The organism is Streptomyces sp. WAC04114, from assembly GCF_019733245.1.
In the GTDB taxonomy this organism is placed as follows: Bacteria; Actinomycetota; Actinomycetes; order Streptomycetales; family Streptomycetaceae; genus Streptomyces; species Streptomyces massasporeus_A.
The window spans coordinates 1-19,484 of record NZ_JAIGQA010000071.1 but is presented as its reverse complement, the minus strand read 5'-3'; the positions used below and the strand labels follow the sequence as shown (position 1 = coordinate 19,484).

Annotated in this window: 15 protein-coding genes; 8 read left to right on the top strand and 7 right to left on the bottom strand. The window is 70.0% G+C overall.

What is annotated here, in order from left to right:
• The first annotated feature begins 53 nt into the window (after positions 1-53).
• The 3 genes from K4G64_RS19805 to K4G64_RS19795 all read left to right on the top strand — a co-directional run bounded on the left by K4G64_RS19805 (position 54) and on the right by K4G64_RS19795 (position 4,135).
• On the top strand, positions 54-626 hold the full coding sequence (locus tag K4G64_RS19805) for a PadR family transcriptional regulator (RefSeq protein WP_221757353.1): 573 nt from the start codon (positions 54-56) through the stop codon (positions 624-626).
• Positions 627-716: 90 nt separating this feature from the next.
• The gene (locus K4G64_RS19800) at positions 717-2,441 is read left to right on the top strand and encodes an acyl-CoA dehydrogenase family protein (protein WP_221757352.1); all 1,725 of its coding nucleotides are present in this window, start codon (positions 717-719) and stop codon (positions 2,439-2,441) included.
• Positions 2,442-3,049: 608 nt separating this feature from the next.
• Positions 3,050-4,135, top strand: coding sequence for a ParB/RepB/Spo0J family partition protein (locus tag K4G64_RS19795; protein ID WP_260460685.1), 1,086 nt, complete (start codon positions 3,050-3,052; stop codon positions 4,133-4,135).
• Between the two features lie 243 nt (positions 4,136-4,378).
• On the opposite strand, the gene K4G64_RS19790 is transcribed toward K4G64_RS19795, so the two are convergent.
• The 3 genes from K4G64_RS19790 to K4G64_RS19780 form a co-directional block, all read right to left on the bottom strand.
• Positions 4,379-5,620, bottom strand: coding sequence for a beta-ketoacyl-[acyl-carrier-protein] synthase family protein (locus tag K4G64_RS19790; RefSeq protein ID WP_221757351.1), 1,242 nt, complete (start codon positions 5,618-5,620; stop codon positions 4,379-4,381).
• 94 nt (positions 5,621-5,714) lie between these two features.
• On the bottom strand, positions 5,715-6,749 hold the full coding sequence (locus K4G64_RS19785) for a beta-ketoacyl-ACP synthase 3 (RefSeq protein WP_221757360.1): 1,035 nt from the start codon (positions 6,747-6,749) through the stop codon (positions 5,715-5,717).
• Positions 6,750-7,005: 256 nt separating this feature from the next.
• Positions 7,006-7,479 carry a hypothetical protein gene (locus tag K4G64_RS19780; RefSeq protein ID WP_221757350.1) on the bottom strand — a complete coding sequence of 158 codons (474 nt, stop codon included), beginning with the start codon at positions 7,477-7,479 and terminating at the stop codon, positions 7,006-7,008.
• Between the two features lie 884 nt (positions 7,480-8,363).
• On the opposite strand from K4G64_RS19780, the gene K4G64_RS19775 reads away from it, so the two are divergent.
• Entirely contained in the window at positions 8,364-9,428 is a 1,065-nt protein-coding gene (locus tag K4G64_RS19775; RefSeq protein WP_221757349.1) for a threonine/serine dehydratase, read from the top strand.
• Between the two features lie 387 nt (positions 9,429-9,815).
• Here K4G64_RS19775 and K4G64_RS19770 read toward each other — a convergent pair whose 3' ends face one another.
• The 4 genes from K4G64_RS19770 to K4G64_RS19755 form a co-directional block, all read right to left on the bottom strand.
• Complete coding sequence (locus K4G64_RS19770) at positions 9,816-11,054, bottom strand: beta-ketoacyl synthase (RefSeq protein ID WP_221757348.1); 1,239 nt, start codon at positions 11,052-11,054, stop codon at positions 9,816-9,818.
• Positions 11,051-11,302 carry an acyl carrier protein gene (locus tag K4G64_RS19765; protein WP_221757347.1) on the bottom strand — a complete coding sequence of 84 codons (252 nt, stop codon included), beginning with the start codon at positions 11,300-11,302 and terminating at the stop codon, positions 11,051-11,053. The genes K4G64_RS19770 and K4G64_RS19765 overlap by 4 nt, the downstream gene beginning before the upstream one ends.
• Positions 11,303-12,094: 792 nt before the next feature.
• Positions 12,095-14,398 carry an FtsX-like permease family protein gene (locus tag K4G64_RS19760; protein WP_221757346.1) on the bottom strand — a complete coding sequence of 768 codons (2,304 nt, stop codon included), beginning with the start codon at positions 14,396-14,398 and terminating at the stop codon, positions 12,095-12,097.
• Positions 14,395-15,102: an ABC transporter ATP-binding protein gene (locus K4G64_RS19755; protein WP_260460684.1), complete on the bottom strand. Its 708-nt coding sequence runs from the start codon at positions 15,100-15,102 to the stop codon at positions 14,395-14,397. The genes K4G64_RS19760 and K4G64_RS19755 overlap by 4 nt, the downstream gene beginning before the upstream one ends.
• Before the next feature lie 166 nt (positions 15,103-15,268).
• On the opposite strand from K4G64_RS19755, the gene K4G64_RS19750 reads away from it, so the two are divergent.
• The 4 genes from K4G64_RS19750 to K4G64_RS19735 form a co-directional block, all read left to right on the top strand.
• Entirely contained in the window at positions 15,269-16,078 is an 810-nt protein-coding gene (locus K4G64_RS19750; protein WP_308122428.1) for a histidine kinase, read from the top strand.
• Positions 16,075-16,791 carry a response regulator transcription factor gene (locus tag K4G64_RS19745; RefSeq protein ID WP_221757344.1) on the top strand — a complete coding sequence of 239 codons (717 nt, stop codon included), beginning with the start codon at positions 16,075-16,077 and terminating at the stop codon, positions 16,789-16,791. The genes K4G64_RS19750 and K4G64_RS19745 overlap by 4 nt, the downstream gene beginning before the upstream one ends.
• 314 nt (positions 16,792-17,105) lie before the next feature.
• A complete protein-coding gene (locus K4G64_RS19740) occupies positions 17,106-18,200 on the top strand; it encodes a ParB N-terminal domain-containing protein (RefSeq protein ID WP_374206431.1) in 1,095 nt (364 codons plus the stop codon).
• 116 nt (positions 18,201-18,316) lie between these two features.
• On the top strand, positions 18,317-19,484 hold a 1,168-nt coding region (locus K4G64_RS19735; RefSeq protein WP_221757342.1), incomplete at its 3' end, for an ABC transporter ATP-binding protein.

Sequence of the window (19,484 nt, the reverse complement as noted above, 5' to 3'; positions counted from 1 at the left end):
ATCGCCATGGGTGAGACTTGCTATGCAACGAGTTGCATAGCACGATCGCCGTCATGGCGCTCGAGCACGCGATCCTGGTGTCGCTCCTGGAGAAGCCGGGCTCCGGCTACGAGCTGGCCCGGCGTTTCGAACGGTCCATCGGCTACTTCTGGACCGCGACCCACCAACAGATCTATCGCGTACTGAAGCGCATGGAGAACGACGGCTGGGTCGAAGCCCGGGACGTCCCGCAGCAAGGGCGGCCGGACAAGAAGGAGTACTCCGTCGCCGACCTCGGCCGGGCCGCGCTGTCCTCGTGGCTGCACGATCCGATCGAGCCGGAGAGCGTCCGCCACGACCTGGCCGTGAAGATCCGGGGCGCGGCCTTCGACGACCCGGCCGCTCTGATCCGCGAGGTGGAGCGACACCGGCAGGCCCACCACGACCGGCTGGCGCACTATCTGGCGGGCGAGGAGCGGGACTTCACGGGGCCCGAAGCGGGCGCGGCCGCTCCGGACGGGCCGCCGGACGCGGAGCGGGAGCTCCAGCACGTCGTCCTGCGCGGCGGCATCGCGTACGAGCGAATGATGATCGGCTGGCTGGACGACGTGCTCGCCACGCTGGCCCGCTTCGGCCCGGGCCGCTGACCGCGCTCCATCGCACCGGCCGCGACTGCCCCGCCTCTCGGGCGCCATCCTCTCGATTCCCATCCGCCCACCTGCCGAAAGAGGTCCTTCATGGCTGACCACCTGCTCTTCAACCCGCGCACGTACGACCCCGCGCACTTCGACGCCGAGACACGCCGCTTGCTGCGTGCCACCGTCGACTGGTTCGAGGAGCGCGGGAAGCGGCAGCTGATCGAGGACTACCGGACGCGCGCATGGCTCGGTGACTTCCTCGCGTTCGCCGCGAAGGAGGGCCTGTTCGCCACCTTCCTGACGCCATCGTCCAGTGCCGGGGACGGAGAGCCGGACAAGCGGTGGGACACCGCCCGAATCGCCGCGCTCAACGAGATCCTCGGCTTCTACGGCCTGGACTACTGGTACGCCTGGCAGGTCACCATCCTCGGCCTCGGGCCGGTCTGGCAGAGCGACAACGCCGCCGTCCGCGCCCGCGCCGCGGAACTCCTCGCGCAGGGCGAGGTGTTCGCGTTCGGCCTGTCCGAGAAGGCCCACGGCGCCGACATCTACTCCACCGACATGCTGCTCGAGCCCGACGGCGACGGCGGCTTCCGCGCGACCGGCTCCAAGTACTACATCGGCAACGGCAACGCCGCCGGACTCGTCTCCGTCTTCGGCCGCCGTACCGACGTCGAGGGCCCCGACGGCTACGTCTTCTTCGCCGCCGACAGCCGTCATCCGGCCTACCACGTGGTCAAGAACGTCGTCGACTCCTCCAAGTTCGTCAGCGAGTTCCGCCTGGAGGATTACCCCGTGACGTCCGACGACGTCCTGCACACCGGCCGCGCCGCCTTCGACGCCGCCCTCAACACGGTCAACGTCGGCAAGTTCAACCTGTGCACCGCCTCGATCGGCATCTGCGAGCACGCCATGTACGAGGCCGTCACCCACGCCCACAACCGCGTCCTGTACGGCCGCCCCGTCACCGCCTTCCCGCACGTGCGGCGCGAGCTGACCGACGCGTACGTCAGGCTCGTCGGCATGAAGCTGTTCAGCGACCGCGCCGTCGACTACTTCCGCTCCGCCGGCCCGGACGACCGCCGCTACCTGCTCTTCAACCCGATGACGAAGATGAAGGTGACCACGGAGGGCGAGAAGGTCATCGACCTGATGTGGGACGTCATCGCCGCCAAGGGCTTCGAGAAGGACAACTACTTCAGCCAGGCGGCCGTGGAGATCCGCGGTCTGCCGAAGCTGGAGGGCACGGTCCACGTCAACCTGGCGCTGATCCTGAAGTTCATGCGCAACCACCTGCTCGATCCCGCCGAGTACCCGGGTGTGCCGACCCGTCTCGACGCGGCCGACGACGACTTCCTGTTCCGGCAGGGACCGGCCCGGGGCCTGGGCTCGGTGCGCTTCCACGACTGGCGCCCGGCCTTCAAGGCGTACGCGCATCTGCCCAACGTCGCTCGCCTGCGCGAACAGGCCGACGCCCTCTGCGAGTTCGTCTCGACGGCCGCCCCCGACGCGGAGCAGAGCCGCGACCTCGACCTCGTCCTCTCGATCGGCCAGCTCTTCGCGCTCGTCGTGCACGGGCAGCTCGTCCTGGAGCAGGCCGGCCTGACCGGACTCGACGAGGACGTGCTCGACGAACTCTTCGCCGTCCTCGTAAGGGACTTCTCCGGCCACGCCGTCGAACTGCACGGCAAGGACTCGGCGACCGAGCAGCAGCAGGAGTGGGCACTGGCATCGGTCCGCCGGCCGGTCGTCGACGAGGCACGAACGGAGCGGGTCTGGGAGCGGGTCGAGGCGCTGGCCGGCACGTACGAGATGGCCCCGTAGGCGCGTCCTCCCGATCGCCGGCAGACCGGGCCGCGGCCCGGTCTGCCGGCGATCGGGGTTCCCGGGACGCCATGGCGGGGCGTTTCGTCGCGCTGCTCGCATCCCGGCACGGGAGCAGGCGGGCACTGTCAAGCGCGGCGTGAACTTGTCCGAGATTCCGAACCGAGGGTGAGGTATTTGCGCATTAAATCAGTAAGCCTTCGAAAAGCCGACTGCCGGACCTCCTCGCTCACAGCCGGGCTCTGAAGCGATATTTACAGTATCCGATTACGGGTGATTCGGACGACGGCACCGTCCGGCGCCAGCCCTCCGAACCCCCCTCGCGGTGGCCGTAATCGATCTACGGAACAACTACTTCCGTTTAAATTCGTACCTTCATGCTAATGTTCCTTTGTTTGTTGCTCATGCGACGAGAGCAGTGTCAGCCGCTTGCCGACAGCCCTTGACATGGAGAGCATCCATTGAGGTCAGAGCCTCGGGACCGCCACCACCCAGCCCCGCGACCTCAATTGGCACGGATCGAGCACCGCTGTCCGAATGGACAGATTTCATCGCACTGATGAACAACAGGAGCAGCTACTCAAAAAGGCGGGAACGGGGGAGTAAAAATGCACGAGGCACACATAGGAAAACACAGCCCTGCTCTCAGACATTCAGTCGGCTCGGCGACTGAAGCAGCGCAGGCAACCGCATTTGATTCCAATGAAATCGCAGCCGTATCGATTCCCATCGCGATGCTGCTGCCGGGCGACTCACCGAGATCGCAGGGCTTGGACCAGAATCATGCCACCCAGCTCGCCGAATACGAAGGCCCATTGCCGCCGATCCTGGTCAACAGATCCGACCTGCGCGTGATCGACGGCATGCACCGCCTGCTGGCCGCATACATCAGAGGCCAGAAAACCATCGCCGTGGAGTTCTTCGACGGGCCTCCGGAGGAGGCGTTCCTGCGGGCCGTCGCAGCCAATGTGACCCACGGCCTCCCGTTGTCACTCCACGACCGGCGCACCGCCGCCGCCAAGATCATCGCTTCGCACCCGCAGATGTCGGACCGGGCCATCGCCCGCGCCTCGGGTCTGGGATCCAAGGCCGTGGCGGCCATCCGCCGCCGTTCAACTGTCGCCTGTGCTCAGTTGGACACCCGTGTCGGCCGGGACGGACGGGTGCGTCCACTGAACAGCGTCGCGGGCAGACTCAAAGCCGCCGAGGTCATCGCGCAGAAGCCGGACGCGTCCTTACGGGAGATCGCCCAGCTGGCCGGAATCTCGCCCGCCACCGCCAGTGACGTACGCAAGCGTCTCAGAGCCGGCGACTCCCCCGCGCCTGCCGGTATGCAGCCGCAGGCGGACCCGACCGACGCGGACTCACCGCCCCCCGGCCCCTCGAGGTGCGGAACCGCCCTTTCCGGCGCCCGGCCCGCGCCGGGACGACAGCAGCGGGTCTCAGCCCCCGGTCCGCTGCTCGAGAAGCTGGTGCGCGATCCCTCTCTGCGCCTCAAGGAAGACGGCCGTCACCTCATTCGGCTGCTGCAGCAGAACGCGGTGACGCAGTTGCCCAACCTCACCGAAGCCGTGCCGCCCCACTGCGGTGAGGTGATCGGCAATCTGGCCCGTCAATTCGCGGCCAAGTGGCTGGAGTTGGCGCAACAATTGGAGGAACGAGTGCAGTCTTCCCCCTCGGAGACTCCCCGCTGACGCCGAGAAGCCCGAAACCGACGCGCGTCACCCGCGAGACCTCATTTCAGACCGCGGAAATCCGCCACGGGAGCGCCCGGGACACTCGGCTTTCGCGCGGAAGTCCGGTCTCCTCATGACGGGATCCCGCCCCACCCGCCTCTTTTCGGCCATCCCGACCGAAGCCGTCGCTCCCCGCGGTCGTTCAGTCGGCAGGATCACCCGCCGCCCGGACGAACCCGACGGCAGGCCGACCCCTCTGTTTCAGACGCTGCCGAGCACGACGACGGCGTTCTGGCCACCGAAGCCGAACGAGTTGCTCACAGCGAGGGAGACCGGCATGGGCCGGGCAGTGCCGTGCACGATGTCGAGAGCGGGCAGATCCGGGTCCCGGGTCTCGAAGTTGGCAGTGGGCGGGATGAGCCCCTGGTCGATCGACAGGGCGGTGAAGGCCGCCTCCACCGCCCCCGCGGCGCCGAGCATGTGCCCGGTCACGCCCTTCGTGGAGGTGACGGCGACCTCCGTTCCGAAGACGCTCTCTATGAGCCGTGCCTCGACGGCGTCCCCTTGACCGGTGCCGGTGGCGTGGGCGTTGACGAGGGTCACCTCCGAGCTGCCGGCCCCCGCGTCGGCCAGGGCCTGCCGCAGCGCGAGCCGCGCTCCGTGCCCCTCGGGGTCCGGAGCGGTCAGATGGTGGGCGTCGGAGGAGGCGCCGTAGCCCAGCAGCCGCGCGTAACCGCGCCGCCCCCGAGCTCGGGCGTCGTCGTCACGTTCCAGGACGAGGACGGCCGCCCCCTCGCCCATGACGAAGCCGTCTCGCCGCGTGTCGAACGGCCGGGACGCCCGGTCCGGCTCGTCATGGCGCCGGGAGAGCGCCTTGAGACGGTCGAAGGCGGTGGAGACCAACGGGGTCACGGCAGCCTCGGTGCCCCCGGCGAGGACCACGTCACAGCGGCCCGCGCGCAGCAGGTCCAGGGCCACGCCCAGCGCGGTCGTGCCGGAAGCGCATGCCGTCGACACGGACAGGGACGGACCGTGCAGGCCCAGGTCGCGGGCGACGGCAGCGGTCGCGGAGTCGTCCAGTGCCTTCGGGACGGTCAGCGGGTCGACCGCGTCCGGCCCCCCGTCGGCCATCCGCAGGAACTGCTCCTGCCAGGCCCGCTGTCCGCCGATTCCGCTGCCGAGGACCACGGCGGCCCGGGCGGGATCGAAGGAGCCGTCGGTCAGGGACGCGTCGGCGACCGCGTCACGTGCCGCGGCGACGGCGTACTGCGCGAAGAGGTCCATGGGAGCTGTTTCGGCTTCGCCGCGGTCCCGTTGAAGGCCGAAGCCGGTCACGGCGCAGCTGAAAGGCACCTGGAGCCCGGCGAGGCGGGGATCCTCCGCGGCGCCGGACCGGCCGGCGCAGGTCGCCTTCCAGCTCTGGCCGGAGGTCAGTCCGACCGGCGTGATCATTCCGAGACCGGTGACGACGATGTCGGGCCGGCCCCGCACCGCGGCGGTCATGCCTTCGGTCCGGCGGCGGGGACCTCGGGGGTCCGGCCGGGCAGGTCACGGAACGAGGGTAGGTGGGGGGAGATCATCTGTATGGTTCCTTCTGTCATAACTCGCTGCGAACAGGGGTCACCTGAGGCCAGGTGAGTGCGGCCGAACCCCAGGTGAGACCACCGCCGAAGGCGGTGAGCAGGGTGCGGAAGCCGGGCTTGAGGCGCCCGCCGTCCAGGGCGTCGGCGAGCGCCAGCGGAATGGACGCGGCCGCGGTGTTGCCGACCAGGGCGATCTCGCAGAGCGCGGCCTCGGACGGCACGCCGAGTCGGTCGGCGACCGCCTCGATGATGCGGGCGTTGGCCTGATGGGCCACGAGGGCCTCGACGGTGTCCGGGCCCCAGGCGCAGTCCTTCATCACCTTCCGGGCGGACGTGGTCATCCGCTCGATGGCCCGGAGATACACGGTGCGGCCCCGCATGGTGAACCAACGCTCTCCGTCGGGCTGTTCGCGCTCGCCCGGCACATGGATGGCGTCCCATGACGCCCCATCGCTCCCCAGGTCGAAGCCCAGCAGGGCCCCCTGTTCCCAGGCGTGCCCGCGGCGCAGTACCACCGCACCCGCGCCGTCGCCGAAGAGCACCGCGGTGGACCGGTCGTCGGGGTCGACGATGCGTGAGTACGTCTCTGCGGCCGTCACCAGGACGCTGTTCGCGAGACCGGCGCTGAGCAGTCCGGTGGCCGTCGCCACGGCGTAGAGGAAGCCGCTGCACACCGCGGAGACGTCGAAGGCCGGTATGCCGCCCTGCCCGATGCGTTCGGCGACCTCCGGTGCTGCGGCCGGGCAGGGGCGGTCCGGGGTCGTGGTGGCAAGCACCAGGGCGTCCACCGTCGTACGCCCCGCCGAGCGGAGGGCGGCGTCGGCCGCCGCGCAGGCGAGATCCGTCATGGAGACATCGGGCCCCGCCCGGCGTCGGGCGGCGATGCCCGTGCGCGCGCGGATCCAGTCGTCGCTGGTGTCCAGACGGTCCGCGAACCAGCTGTTCGTTATTTCCGCGCGGGGCAGGCAGGTTCCCAGCCCGGCGACAACCGCGGCGAAGCGGTGGGCCGGTTCCTCCCGGGCCGACGTGGTGAACTCCGTTGCGTGCATGCTCACGCCCCTTCGATTTCCCTTTTTCCGAGCAACAGGTGACAGGGTGTTCCCGGGAGTTCAACGAAGATCGACCGTACACAGGCTCGATGTAGGGCACAACGGCGAACTGAATTCCCCTGTCGCAGGCCTGTCTGCCCAAAGGCCTGAACTGACGACACAACTGCATATGGGCCTGCCGTTCAACCGTGTCCTCGCGCCAGTTGGACGGGCGGCGCGAGATCGGGCATCCGGACGCGACCGGTGAGCGCGGGCTTCAGTCCTGCCAGAGACGGGAGGGCGGGGCGCGGAACAGGTAGGTGCAACAGTCCTCGGTGATCGCCACGGTGTGCTGCCAGCCTCCGGCGATCCACCGGTACATGCGATAGCCCAGGGTGCCGGTCAGCCCGGGCACGAGGGCGCCCGAGTCGACGGACGGCAGGGCCCCGGTCCGCACCAGCAGAGCCGGGCGGTCGCGCAGCAGTATCTGGAAAGCTCCGGTGAGCACGCGGCGGCCGGCGGTGCCGGGGCCCGGCATGATCACGAGGAAGTCGACCCTCTCCAGGCCCAGCCACCGAACCAGATTGTCCAGCGTCTGCTCGGCCGCCCGGGCGGCGCACGATCCCTCGCAGGCCGTCGGCAGGGCCTCGGCCGGTACGCCCGGCAGGTCGCCCGACACCGGCGCGGACGGAAGGCAGCCGGCGTCCGCGCCGCACAGGTCAGGGGCTTCGGCCTCGGCGATGTGGTGCACCAAAACGTTTCCGCACCGCAGCAGTGCGGCACCCACGGGCCGCCGAGGCGGGCGTGCCCGTGGCTCGACGTGGTGCACCCGCCCGCTCGGGCCCGCGAGAGCCGACAGGACCATGCTGTAGCCCGCACCTGCGGCAGCGAAGTTCACACAGGTCGCACCGGGAGCCACCGCCGCCCGCAGCCCGGGCAGCTCCGCCCGCACGCTCGGCAGCCACCGGGCCGTCCAGAGCAGGAGCCGGGAGAGGCAGTTCGCACGGTCACCCGGACGGCGGGGACCTTGCACTTTCCACGCAGGCCTGGTGGACGGGGAGTCAGGGTTCATCCTCGACCTTTCTGACAAGGCGTCGAACCACAGACGAGAGAGAACAGGAGCCGGCGGCCGAGTGATCGCTAACTCTTCCGCGGCTCTCCGCGTGGGTCTGAGGGCAATGGCACCAGGGACTGGCGACGTTGACGGTGGGTGCGGCCGGACAGGGCCGCAGCACCATACCTTGCCGGGCGCGCGTTCCCGCCTCGGAACGACTGATGCCTCATCATTCCAGCATTTGCCTGATCTGCGCGGCAGTTCGCTGGTTTGGCCTGTTCTCGTCTTCAACTGCGCAGATTCGTCGGTTGAACGGCCGGGGAAACAGGTCGGGTACCCGATTTTCTCCGCGCAGGCCCACCCGTTGGCTCCGCCACAGCCACGCACCCTCACCCGCGGCGGATATACGGAAATGGCGCGCAGTTGTACGCTCGGAGAGTTTTCCGAATTTCCGCGTCACCGCTGCCGTAGGGACGCCGCAAGCCGGCGCTCCTTCTCTGACGGCGCCTTTGCCCACATTGCCGTTCCGGCTTCTGCGGCATCGCACGCGGCTCCGAGTTTCAAACTTGCAGGGGGAGTTCATGGGCATCGGTCATGCGCGCGAACACACGTCCGCGGGCACGGGAGGGAACGGCCTGGACGGCTCAGGGGAGACCGTGCGTCTGGACCGTGCGGCCGTGGAGCGGGCCGGGCTACGGCTGGCCGGCAGGGTATGGCGAACACCGGTCCTGCGCTGCGACCAGTTGGACGCCCGGTGCGGCGCGCGGCTGTGGCTGAAGGCGGAGAACCTCCAACGCGGTGGCTCGTTCAAGGTCCGCGGGGCGCTCCTGGCGGTGGAGCACCTCGCATCCTCCGGAAGCCGCGGGGTGATCGCGCAGAGCACCGGCAACCACGCGATCGCAGTCGCGCTCGCCGCCCGGCAGTACCGGCTTCCGGCCGTCATGGTCCTCCCGGGCGACGCCGCACCCGCCAAGATCCGCCGCATCCGGGAGGCCGGTGCCGAGGTCGTGACGGCCGGCACGCTGCTCGCCCACCGGGCGGCTGCCGTGGCCAGACTGCGGGAGCGGCTCGGCTACGACGTCGTCGACCCCTACCAGAACCCGCATGTCGTCGCCGGCCAGGGAACCGCCACGGCGGAACTGTTGGAACAGGCCGAGGAACAGGGCGTACGGCTGGACGCGGTGGTGGTCCCGGTGGGCGGCGGCAGCGCGATCGCAGGTGCCTGTCTGACGGCCGAGGGCCGCGAGGTGGCCGTGGTCGGGGCGGAGCCGGAAGCCGTGCCGGCCCTGACGTCGGCGCTGCGGGTGCGGCGTCCGGTGACGGTGACCGCCAGGCCCACCATCGCCGACGGACTGCGTCCCGATCGCATCGGCGCCTTGCCGTTCGGCCTCGCCCAGAGGGCTGTGGCCGCGGTCGAGACAGTGCCGGAGGAAGCCATCGCCGAGGCGATGCGCGCCGCGTTCCTGCAGGCACGGCTGGTGATCGAACCGGCGGCGGCCACGGCACTCGCCGCCGCGCTGGAGCACGGTTCCCGGCACGGAACGGACGTCGGAGTGCTGCTCAGCGGCGGAAACGTGGAGCCGGATCTGGCGGCTTCGCTGCTGAGCGGCCGGGAAGCCGCCGTGGCGCGCCCCGCGGCGGTGTGAGCTGCCGGACCGTACGGTACGTCGGCCGGGGCCGCCGGCGTACCGTCAGCGGTTTCTTGTGCGGACCCGGCCACTCCGACTGGTCGGTGAGGTTCCCGCCGGCGTCGCGTACGGCCGCTCTCCCGCCGTGCGGCGCCGCAGCACCTTCGTCGGGCCCTGTTCGCCGCTTCGGAGGGCCGCCGGGCATCGCGGCCGGGTCCACCGCTTTCGGGCTCGTTTCCCGGGGACCGGGCCGGTTCGGCCCGACGGCCCCGGACAGTGGTCCGCCCGCTGAACCACCCGCTGTTCCGCACGCGCCAGACGGCTCGGCACGGTCCGGAGCGGCGGTGCCGGCCGGCTGCCCGGGACCCCGGCAGACCGCGGGCAGCCGCCGCCTGCGAGGGCGCGTCAGGCGCTGCCGAGGACGAGGACCGCGTTGTGGCCCCCGAAGCCGAAGGAGTTGCTGACGGCGACGGGCACCGCGGCCTGGCGGGGTCCGCCGTGGACGATGTCGATCGCGGGGATGTCGGCACCGGCCGCCTCGAAGTTGGCGGTGGGCGGAATCAGTCCGTCGGCGATGGACAGCGCGGTGAAAGCGGCCTCGGCGGCTCCGGCGGCCCCGAGCATGTGCCCGGTCACCCCCTTGGTGGACGTCACCGGCGTGTGCGGGCCGAAGATCCGGTCGATGAGGCGGGCCTCGATGGCGTCGCCGCGCGGGGTGCTGGTGGCGTGGGCGTTGACGAGCCCGATGTCCTCGGCCCCGACCTGCGCATCCTCCAGCGCCTGCCGTACGGCGTCCTCGGCACGGACCCCGGCAGGGTCGGGGGCGGTGAGATGGTGGGCGTCCGAGGTGGCTCCGTAGCCCAGCAGTCGTGCGTAGGGGCGCCGGCCCCGGGCCCGAGCGTCCTCCGCGCGCTCCAGCACGAGAACCGCGGCGCCCTCGCCCAGCACGAAGCCGTCGCGCTGCTCGTCGAAGGGCCGAGACGCGCCGGCCGGGTCGCCGGTACGCCGGGACAGCGCCTTCAGCCGGTCGAAGGCGGTGGACACCAAAGGCGTCACGGTGGCCTCGGTGCCCCCGGCCAGGACCACGTCACAGCGGCCCGCCCGCAGCATGTCCAGGGCGAGTCCCAGGGCGGTGGAGCCTGTGGCGCAAGCGGTCGCCACCGCGAGAGAGGGCCCTCTCAGACCGAGGTCCATGGTGACCGTGCTCGCGGCGATGTTGCCGATGGCCTTGGGAACGGTCAGTGGATTGACCGTTCGCGGGCCCCGCTCGTGCATGCGAAGCCCCTGCTCCTCCCAGGTGCCCTGGCCTCCGGTACCCGTACCGATGACGACGCCGACGCGTGTCGGGTCCCAGGCACCGTCCCGCGCCCCCGCGTCGCCGACGGCCTCGCGGGCCGCGGCCACGGCGTACTGGACGAAGGGGTCCATCCGCCGGGCGTCGACACCGAACGTCAGCTCCGCGTCGAATCCGGCGACGGCGCAGCTGAACGGGACCGCCATGCCCGCGAGCCGGTAGTCGGCCGCCGCCGTGGGCCGGCCGGCGCATGTCGTCTTCCACGCCGTCTGCGTGTCCGCGCCGGCCGGTGTGACCATGCCGATGCCGGTGATCACGACATCCGGCCGGCCGAGTCTCTGAGCGGTCATGCCGACAAGACCGCCCCCCTGGCCTCGAGGAACTCGGCCACTTCGAGAACGGTGCTCTCGGGCCTCAGTTCCTCCTCCTCGATGGTCAGGTCGAACTCGTCCTCCAGCTGTGCGGCGAGTTCGGCCAGGGAGAGGGAGTCCACCTCCAGTTCCTGAAAGGACTTCGCGGGGTCGATGGTGCCGGTGACCTTGAAGACCGTCGTGAGGACATCGGTGAGGTAATCGACGAACACAGGTGTTCCCTTCATGCGTACAGACGGGCCACTTGGATCAGGCGGTCGGTGTGACCGCTCGGATCTCGCGATGAACGGATGGGCGGCCACACGCGCGCGGCCGAGCCCTGGGGCAGCCCCTCGCGGCGTGCGGCGAGAGCCGTCCTGGCCTGCGTTCGGTGCGGTCCAGGCGCGCCCATGCCCTGGCGGCTCCCGCCCCGGCCCCGGTGTCCGGGCCACGGCCGGGGGCGGTGCCGGGGCGGTCCGGTGCCGGGGCACGAAGGACGCCGCCGCGGATGACGGCGTCCGCCGGCCACAGGGCGCCGGCCGCTGTCACTCGGGCGGTCCCCGGGACCTGACGGACGGCACGGCACCGTGCCCCGGCCCGGATGCGCTTGCGCGTCCGGGCGCCGCTCGTATCCGGCTCGGCGGTGAGCGCGGCGGTGCCGGGCCCCGTGACCCGCAGGCCCGTGACACGGCCGATCACGGCCGCTGCCGCCCCGTGGTCCGGCTCGTCCGAAACGGGAGTGGGGAGATCCGGCGTGGACATCTGGCGCCCCCCTGTGTCCTCGCATGTGGACGCACCGGAACGCCGTGGCGTTTCGGGCGAGTTCAACGTGGGGCGACCGTACATTGAACTCGTCGTCCGTATTCGGATCGTTCAACTGCGCCACGGCCACGGTTGAACGGCCTTGCTCTCAGGCTTCGTTGTGCTTGCCTCGCCGGCGCCGGGTTCCGTACGGTGCGGGCAAACCGTCGCACGCAAAGAGCCCCGGCCCATCCGTCGCGGGGGATCGAAGCGGATGGGCCGGGGCGGTCAGGGGGTCTTCACTCGTTGTGGAGCACCTTGGCGATGGTCAGGTTCGCCGCCGAGCGGGCCGGGATCAGAGCGCCGAGCACGGCGATCACGACACCCGCGAGGGCCAGTCCGGCCAACTGCGGTACGTGCCAGACGTCCTTCATGGATTCCGGGAAGGCGATGACGGCCACCTGATCCACGAGGACGCGGTGCGCGACGATGCCGAGCGGGATCCCGACGACGCCGGCCACCGCGCCCACCCCGGCCACTGACGTCACCGTCATCAGGATCACCTGGCGCGGGGTCATGCCGATCGACTTGAGCATGCCCAGGTCGCGCCGGCGTTCCCGGATGTTCAGCAGGACCGTGTTGAACACGCCGAGTGCGGCGACGACGGCCAGCAGCAGGGTGAACAGCGACGCGAAGCCGACCACCGTGGTGGACGCGGCGTTGTCGGGCCGCTTCATCGACGCGTGCAGACCCGGGTCCATCTTCTCGACGGCGTCCACGTAGGCCTGGGCGTCGGCGCCCCGCTCCAGCCGGACCGAGTACTCGGTGGCCTGGAGCTCCGGAGCGAGCCGCTCGAGCGTCTGCCAGCCGAAGTCCATGGCCCGCGCGTTGCCCTCCATCACCTCGCCCACGAAGGTCACGGGCATCTGACGGCCGTTGAGGTGCACGGTGACCCGGTCTCCCACGTCGAGGCCGTTCTGCCGGAGGAACGCCGGCCCGGCCACGGCCTCACCCGCTCGTTCGGGCATGCGGCCCCGGACGATCTCTTCGGCGAGGTCGCCGGTGTCCCCGCGGTAGAAGTTGGCGTACCTCGGGTCCGTGGATCCACCGACGAGCACATTGGCCAGTGCCCGGACCCTGACCTGGTCCGCCCCGGGCAGCGCACGCAGCTTCTGCTCGATCTCGGCGTCGTCCAGCCGGGGGGCCTTCTTGCCCCCGGGGGAGCCTGCCTCGATGTCGACCTGTGCCACTCCCTCGGTCTTGCCGCGGTCGGCGTAGGCGACCATCGTGCTGGTCAGGCCGGTCGTCAGGGTCACGGTGGTGACCCCGAGGACGATGGCGGCCATGGTCAGGGCGGTGCGGCTCACCCTGGTGAACGGCTGGCCCAGGCCGAGGCTCATCGCACGCGGCAGCCGGGTGCCGCTCAGCCATCGCTGGACCCGCAGTCCACGACCGGTGCGCGGCGCGCTGCCGGCCATGATGGCCTGTGCCGCGGAGAGCCGGTGGGCGCGCAACGCCGGGACCAGAGCGGCCGCGGCCACGAGCACGGGCATGCCGAGCAGTGTCACCACGGACAGCCAGGGACTGAACTCGATCGTGGCGCTTCCTGTCTGAATGCCGGTGAAGGCCACGCGCAGGATGGGGGCGGCCACGGCGTTGCCGATCGCGGTGCCGATCACACACCCGATGAACGCGGGGAACGAGACCATCACCAGGTAGACCGCGACCACCTGGTTCGGGGTGAAGCCCAGGGACTTGAGCACCCCGATGTGCCGGTACCCCGAGACGACCGCTCCGCTCACCACGTTCGCCACGATCAGCACGGAGACGAGCAGTCCCAGAACGGCGAAGAGGGCCATGAAGGGCAGATAGGCGTCGGCCTGCGAGGAGAAGGCCCGCTTGAGGGTGAGGTAGGACTGGACGGCGGTGACGGAGCCGTCCGGCAGTTCAGCCGTAGCCGTGGTGACGTCGGAGCGCAGTCGGCTGTCCGAGGAGTGCTCCGTGAAGCGGTACAGCATCTGGGCACTGGTCGGCTGCATGGCGGCCATCTGCTTCGGCGAGACCCACGCGCCGGCGGACTTGCTCATGCTGCTGGCGAATCCGACGACGGTGAGGGGCGGGGCCCCGGGAACCTTCAGCCGCTGTCCCAGCGAGCCGTCGCCGGGGCTTCCGTCGACGGGCCAGTTGACGACGATCTCTCCGGGCCGGGTGGCCCAGCGCCCTTCGAGAAGACGGATGTGGTCCACGGGGCCCGACGGATCGGCGCGGCCCACGACGGTCATCGACCCGGCCGACATCCACAGCCAGTCCTGCGGCAGTTCGACCACGGCCTGCTGGAACGGCCCCGCTGCGGCCTCGACTCCCGGCCGCTTCGCGGTGCGTGCCACGTCCTCCTCCTCGGCCTTGCCGAGGTCGAAGGAGGCCACGATGTGGGCACCGCGCTGCTGGGAGAACGCCTTGTCGAACGGGGCGGAGGCCGCGTTGAGCAGACCGAGGCCGAGCAGGATGGTGGCGCTGGAGAACAGCACGACGAGCCCGATGACGACCGTCTGGAGCCTGCGTCGCTTCACCGCCGCGCGCGAGGCCTTCCACACCGCGCTCATGCGGTCCGCTCCAGAGCGCTCTCCCGGGCCACCTGGCCGTCGGCGACCTCGACGAGGCGGCTTGCGCACCTCGTGGCCAGGTTGGGGTCGTGCGTGACGATCAAGAGGGTCTGCCCGATCTGGTTGAGGTCGATCAGCAGGTCCATCACCTGCTCGCCCGAGCGGCTGTCCAGGGCACCGGTCGGCTCGTCGGCCAGCAGCAGGGCCGGACGGTTCATCAGCGCCCGGGCGACGGCGACCCGCTGCCGTTCACCACCGCTCAGGGCGGCCGGGTAGATGTCCTTGCGGCCTGCGATGCCCAGCTCCTCCAGCAGCTCCAGCGCCCGTCGGCGGGCCTGCCGTGCCGATGTCCCGGTCAGCTGGGCGGCCAGGGCCACGTTGTCCAGCGCCGGCAGGTCGTCGATGAGGTTGAAGAACTGGAAGATCATGCCCACGTGCCGCCGACGGAAGAGGGCCAGGCCCGTCTCCTTCAGCTGGCTGAGGTCCTGTCCCGCGACCCGGACGAGCCCGGACGTGGGGCGGTCGAGCCCTGCGACCATGTTGAGCAGGGTGGACTTTCCGCAGCCGGACGGTCCCATCACCGCGACCGCCTCCCCCGCCCGGATCTCCAGGGACATGCCGTTCAAGGCGCTCGCATCGCCGTAGCTCTTGTGGACGTCCTCGAGTTGGACGACCACCTGCTGAGTGCCTGGTTCCATAGCCATGCCACGAATCTAGGAGCCCTGCAGAGGCGGCACGTCCCTCCTCGGATGTAACCGCGCAGGGCCGTCATCCCAGGGATGTACGTGACTGGCTCCGTGGAAGGATGAGAATCACGTTCTGCGGTGGGAGAGTTCAGGAGTGTGGAGTTCAGGCGTGGTGTGGCTGGTCGTGGCCCTCGTCGTGGTCTGCGCGGTGGCAGGTGTGCTGGGCGCCGCGCTGGTCAGGGCACGAAGGACCCATCGTGCCGCCTTTGCGGAGCGTGGGCTGCTGATGGAGATGGAACGTGAGAGTGCCGCGCAAGCTGCGGTCGCAGCGGAGCGTGCGCGCATCGCGGCGGAACTCCACGACATCGTCAGCCACAACGTGAGCCTCATGGTCGTGCAGGCGGGTGCCGCGCGTGAGGTGCTCGCCACGATGCCGGTCGAGGCCGAGGCGTCGATGAGGGCGGTGGAGACCGCCGGGCGCAGCGCGATGACGGATCTGCGGCATCTGCTGGGCTTGCTGGCACCGTCGCCGGACGGCGAGGCCACGCCCTGGGATGCCGATCTGGCGCCCCAGCCGAGCCTGGCCCACCTCGGCTCTCTCGTCGACCGGATCTCCTTCGCGGGGCTGCCCGTCCAGACCCGGATCCTGGGCGAGGCACGTCCCTTGCCGGCCGGCGTCGACGTCACGGCCTATCGCATCATTCAGGAAGCATTGACGAACGCCCTCAAGCACGGGCGTGAGGCGGAAGCCGAGGTGACGGTGCGGTACGCGGATCGCTTTCTGCGCGTCGAGGTGCTGAACACGGGGCCGAGCGTCCTGTCCGCGAACCATCTCGTCTCGGGCGAGACGGTGCCGCCCCGGGCCGACGGCGCCGGCCGCGGTCTCATCGGGCTGCAGGAGCGCGTCGCCCTGTACGGCGGCGACATGGACGCCCGGCGCCGCCTCGGTGGCGGCTTCCGCGTCCGCGCCCGGATTCCCCTGGACTGCCAGTGACGTCCGCCGAGCCGCGTCTGCGCGTCGTCATCGCGGACGACCAGGAACTGGTCCGCACCGGATTCCGCATGATCCTCACCGCTCGCGGCATCGAAGTGGTGGGGGAAGCGGGCAACGGCAGGGAAGCCGTGACACTGTGCGGCCGGCTGCGCCCGGACGTGATGCTGATGGACATCCGCATGCCGGTGATGGACGGGCTGGAGGCCACCCGTCGCGTCCTGGCCCAGGACGCGAACTGCCGCGTGATCATGCTGACGACCTTCGATCTCGACCAGTACGTGTACGCCGCCCTCGCGGCGGGTGCAAGCGGTTTTCTTCTGAAGGACGTCACCTCGGACTTCCTGGCCACCGCCGTGCATCTGGTCAGCAAGGGCGACGCGTTGCTCGCTCCGTCGATCACCAGGCGGCTGGTCGAGCGCTTCGCCGCCGCCGACCCGGGGCCGGGCCCGAAGCCCGACGTTCCCTCCGTGCACCGAGACCTGGGCACCCTGACCCCCCGTGAGCGCGAGGTGCTGGCGCTGCTGGGGCGGGGGCTGTCCAACGCCGAGCTGGCGGCGGAGCTGACCCTCAGCGAAGCGACGGTGAAGACCCACGTGGCGCGGATCTTCTCCAAGCTCGGGCTGCGCGACCGGGCTCAGGCCGTGGTCCTCGCCTACGAGACGGGCCTTGTCTCGCCCGGCGAGCCAGGTGCCACCAAAGCACCCGGGCCGTGAGCCCCCTCCGTTCACGTCACGTCGCGTCTTCCCTCCGGGGATGCGTGCATAGGGCACTCAGAAGCGGCACACGAGTGTGATCACCTCTGCGCCTCCTTATGCACACGTTGAACATCCTCGACATCATCTCGACAAGATATGACCATGAGTGAAGGCCAAGACCGCAGCAGGAACAGCAGCCGCTCGCCACGCGGGCCGCCGGGTCCGGATCCAAGCCCAGTCGCGCCGCGCCCCCTGACCCGGGGCGGATGGAGAACGAACCGCAATGTCGAAACGTTTTTCGCGCACATCACACTGAATTTTCTACTTACGGGGTGAACGAATTGGAAGAGCCAGTGTCCGCCGTGCTCGTGGCCGAACCGGCACCAGCTGCCGTTCCTTTCACAGGCGCTGATCCCGCGGAGGTGCGAAGCCTCCCCGTGGTGCGGGTCCCCATCGCGGCACTGCTCCCGGGCAAGTCCCCCCGATCCCACGGTCCCGATCAGGAACACGTGGCCCGGCTGGCCGAGATCGACGGGCCGCTGCCGCCGATTCTCGTCCGGCGGTCCGACATGCGCGTCATCGACGGGATCCACCGGCTGCTCGCCGCCCTCCTGCGAGGGCAGGAGAGCATCGATGTCGAATTCTTCGAAGGAAGCGCCGACGAAGCGTTCCTGAAAGCCGTTCAGGCCAACATCACGCACGGCCTCCCGCTCTCACAGGCCGACCGGCGGGTCGCCGCCATGCGCATCATGACCTCCCATCCGCAGATGTCCGACCGTGCCATCGCACGGGTGTCCGGCCTGGGCGCTAAGGCCGTCGCCTCCATCCGACGCCGTTCAACTGCCGCCGTGCCGCAGTTGAACTCGCGCATCGGCCAAGACGGCCGGATCCGGCCACTCAGCAGCGTCGAGGGCCGGTGGCGCGCCGCCGAGGTGATGGCCGAGAACCCCGAGGCGTCCCTGCGCGAGGTGGCCCGGATCGCGGGGATATCCCCGGCCACCGCCAGCGATGTGCGACGCCGGGTGAAAGCCGGCATGCCGCCCGCCTCGGCACGGCCGGACACCCCCGAAAGCAACGGCCCGGCACGGCAGGCCGCCGCGGAAGCCAATGACGCCACACCCCCTCCCGCCGAGATCACGAGGACCGCGGCCGACAGCAGGGCCTGTCCGCCGCCGCCCGCACCGGCCCAGGTCCTCGACAAGCTGCTGCGTGATCCGTCATTGCGGCTCAAGGAGGAGGGACGGCACCTGCTGAGGCTGCTCCAGCACAATGCCTCCGCCGAATGGGACCAATTGACGGCCGTCGTACCGCCGCACTGCGGAGAAATGGTGGGAAGTCTCGCGCGACAATACGCCGCGACCTGGTTGGAGTTCGCCGAACTCCTGGACGACCGGGACATCATTCCCCGGCCAAGAGCCTTGAGTTGACTCAGCACCGCCCCGTTGCAAAATAGTTCATTTTCCTGATCCCGCCGGACTATCCGTGATTGACAGTCCGACGGGATTTTCATCTCCGGGCTGCTCATCGAGCGAAGAAGGTTCCCATGACGAGAAAGAGCCGTCCGGGCCTCGGACAAGGCACCCTCCGGCGCATTCTCCCGTATGCCATGAAATACCGGCGGCTCATCGCTCTTCTGCTGCTGGCGACGGTGACCGAAGCCGTCGTCATGGCGTCGAGCCCGCTGCTCCTGAAGGTGATCATCGACGAGGGCATCGTGCCGGGCCGTCAGGACACGGTGCTGTGGCTGTCCGGAGCACTGGTCGCGGCGGTGCTGCTCCAGGCGGGGGCCACGTACCTGGACGCCTGGACGTCGGGCCGGATCGGAGAGGGCGTCGTCTTCGACCTGCGTCACCGGATCTTCACGCACGTGCAGAAGCAGCCGCTGGCGTTCTTCACCCGCACTCAGACCGGGGCCCTGGTCAGCCGGCTCAACGGTGATGTCATCGGCGCCCGTGACGCGCTGACCAGTCTGCTGTCCCAGACGGTGTCCACCCTGCTCACCCTGGCCCTGGTGCTCGCCGCGATGTTCTACCTGTCATGGCAGATCAGCGTCGTGGCGCTGCTGGCCATCCCGGTCTTCCTGCTGCCGGCACGGCTCGTCATCGGCAAGGTGCGGCGGCTCACCCGGGAACGAATGGGGCTGGACGCCGAGATGAGTTCACTGATGAACGAGCGGTTCAACGTGTCGGGGGCGATGCTCGCCAAGCTCTACGGCCGGCCCGACGACGAGAGCCGGCTGTTCTCCGGCAAGGCCGGCCGGGCCCGGGACGTGTCCGTCACGGCCGGACTGTACGGCCAGCTCCCGTGGATCATCCTCACCCTGCTGGCCGCGTTCACCACGGCCGCCGTCTACGGCCTGGGCGGCAGTCTGGCCATCGACGGCACACTGCAACTGGGCACGCTCGTCGCCATGGGCACACTGCTGGTCCGGCTGTACGAGCCGATCGACCGGCTGTCGATGCTCCAGACCACCGCCATGGCCACGGTGGTCAGTTTCGAAAGGGTCTTCGAGGTCCTGGACCTGGATCCGCTCGTCGACGAAGAGCCCGACGCACGCGACCTCCCTCCGCGCGCGGCCGGAGACGCCCGCTTCCAGGGACTGTCGGCCGGTGCTGACGGCTTCCGCAAGGACATCCAGATCCCCGGTGCAGATGTGCAGGTCCATCAGGCCGGTGCTCAGGGTGGACAGATAGCCGGCCAGGCGCGGGTCG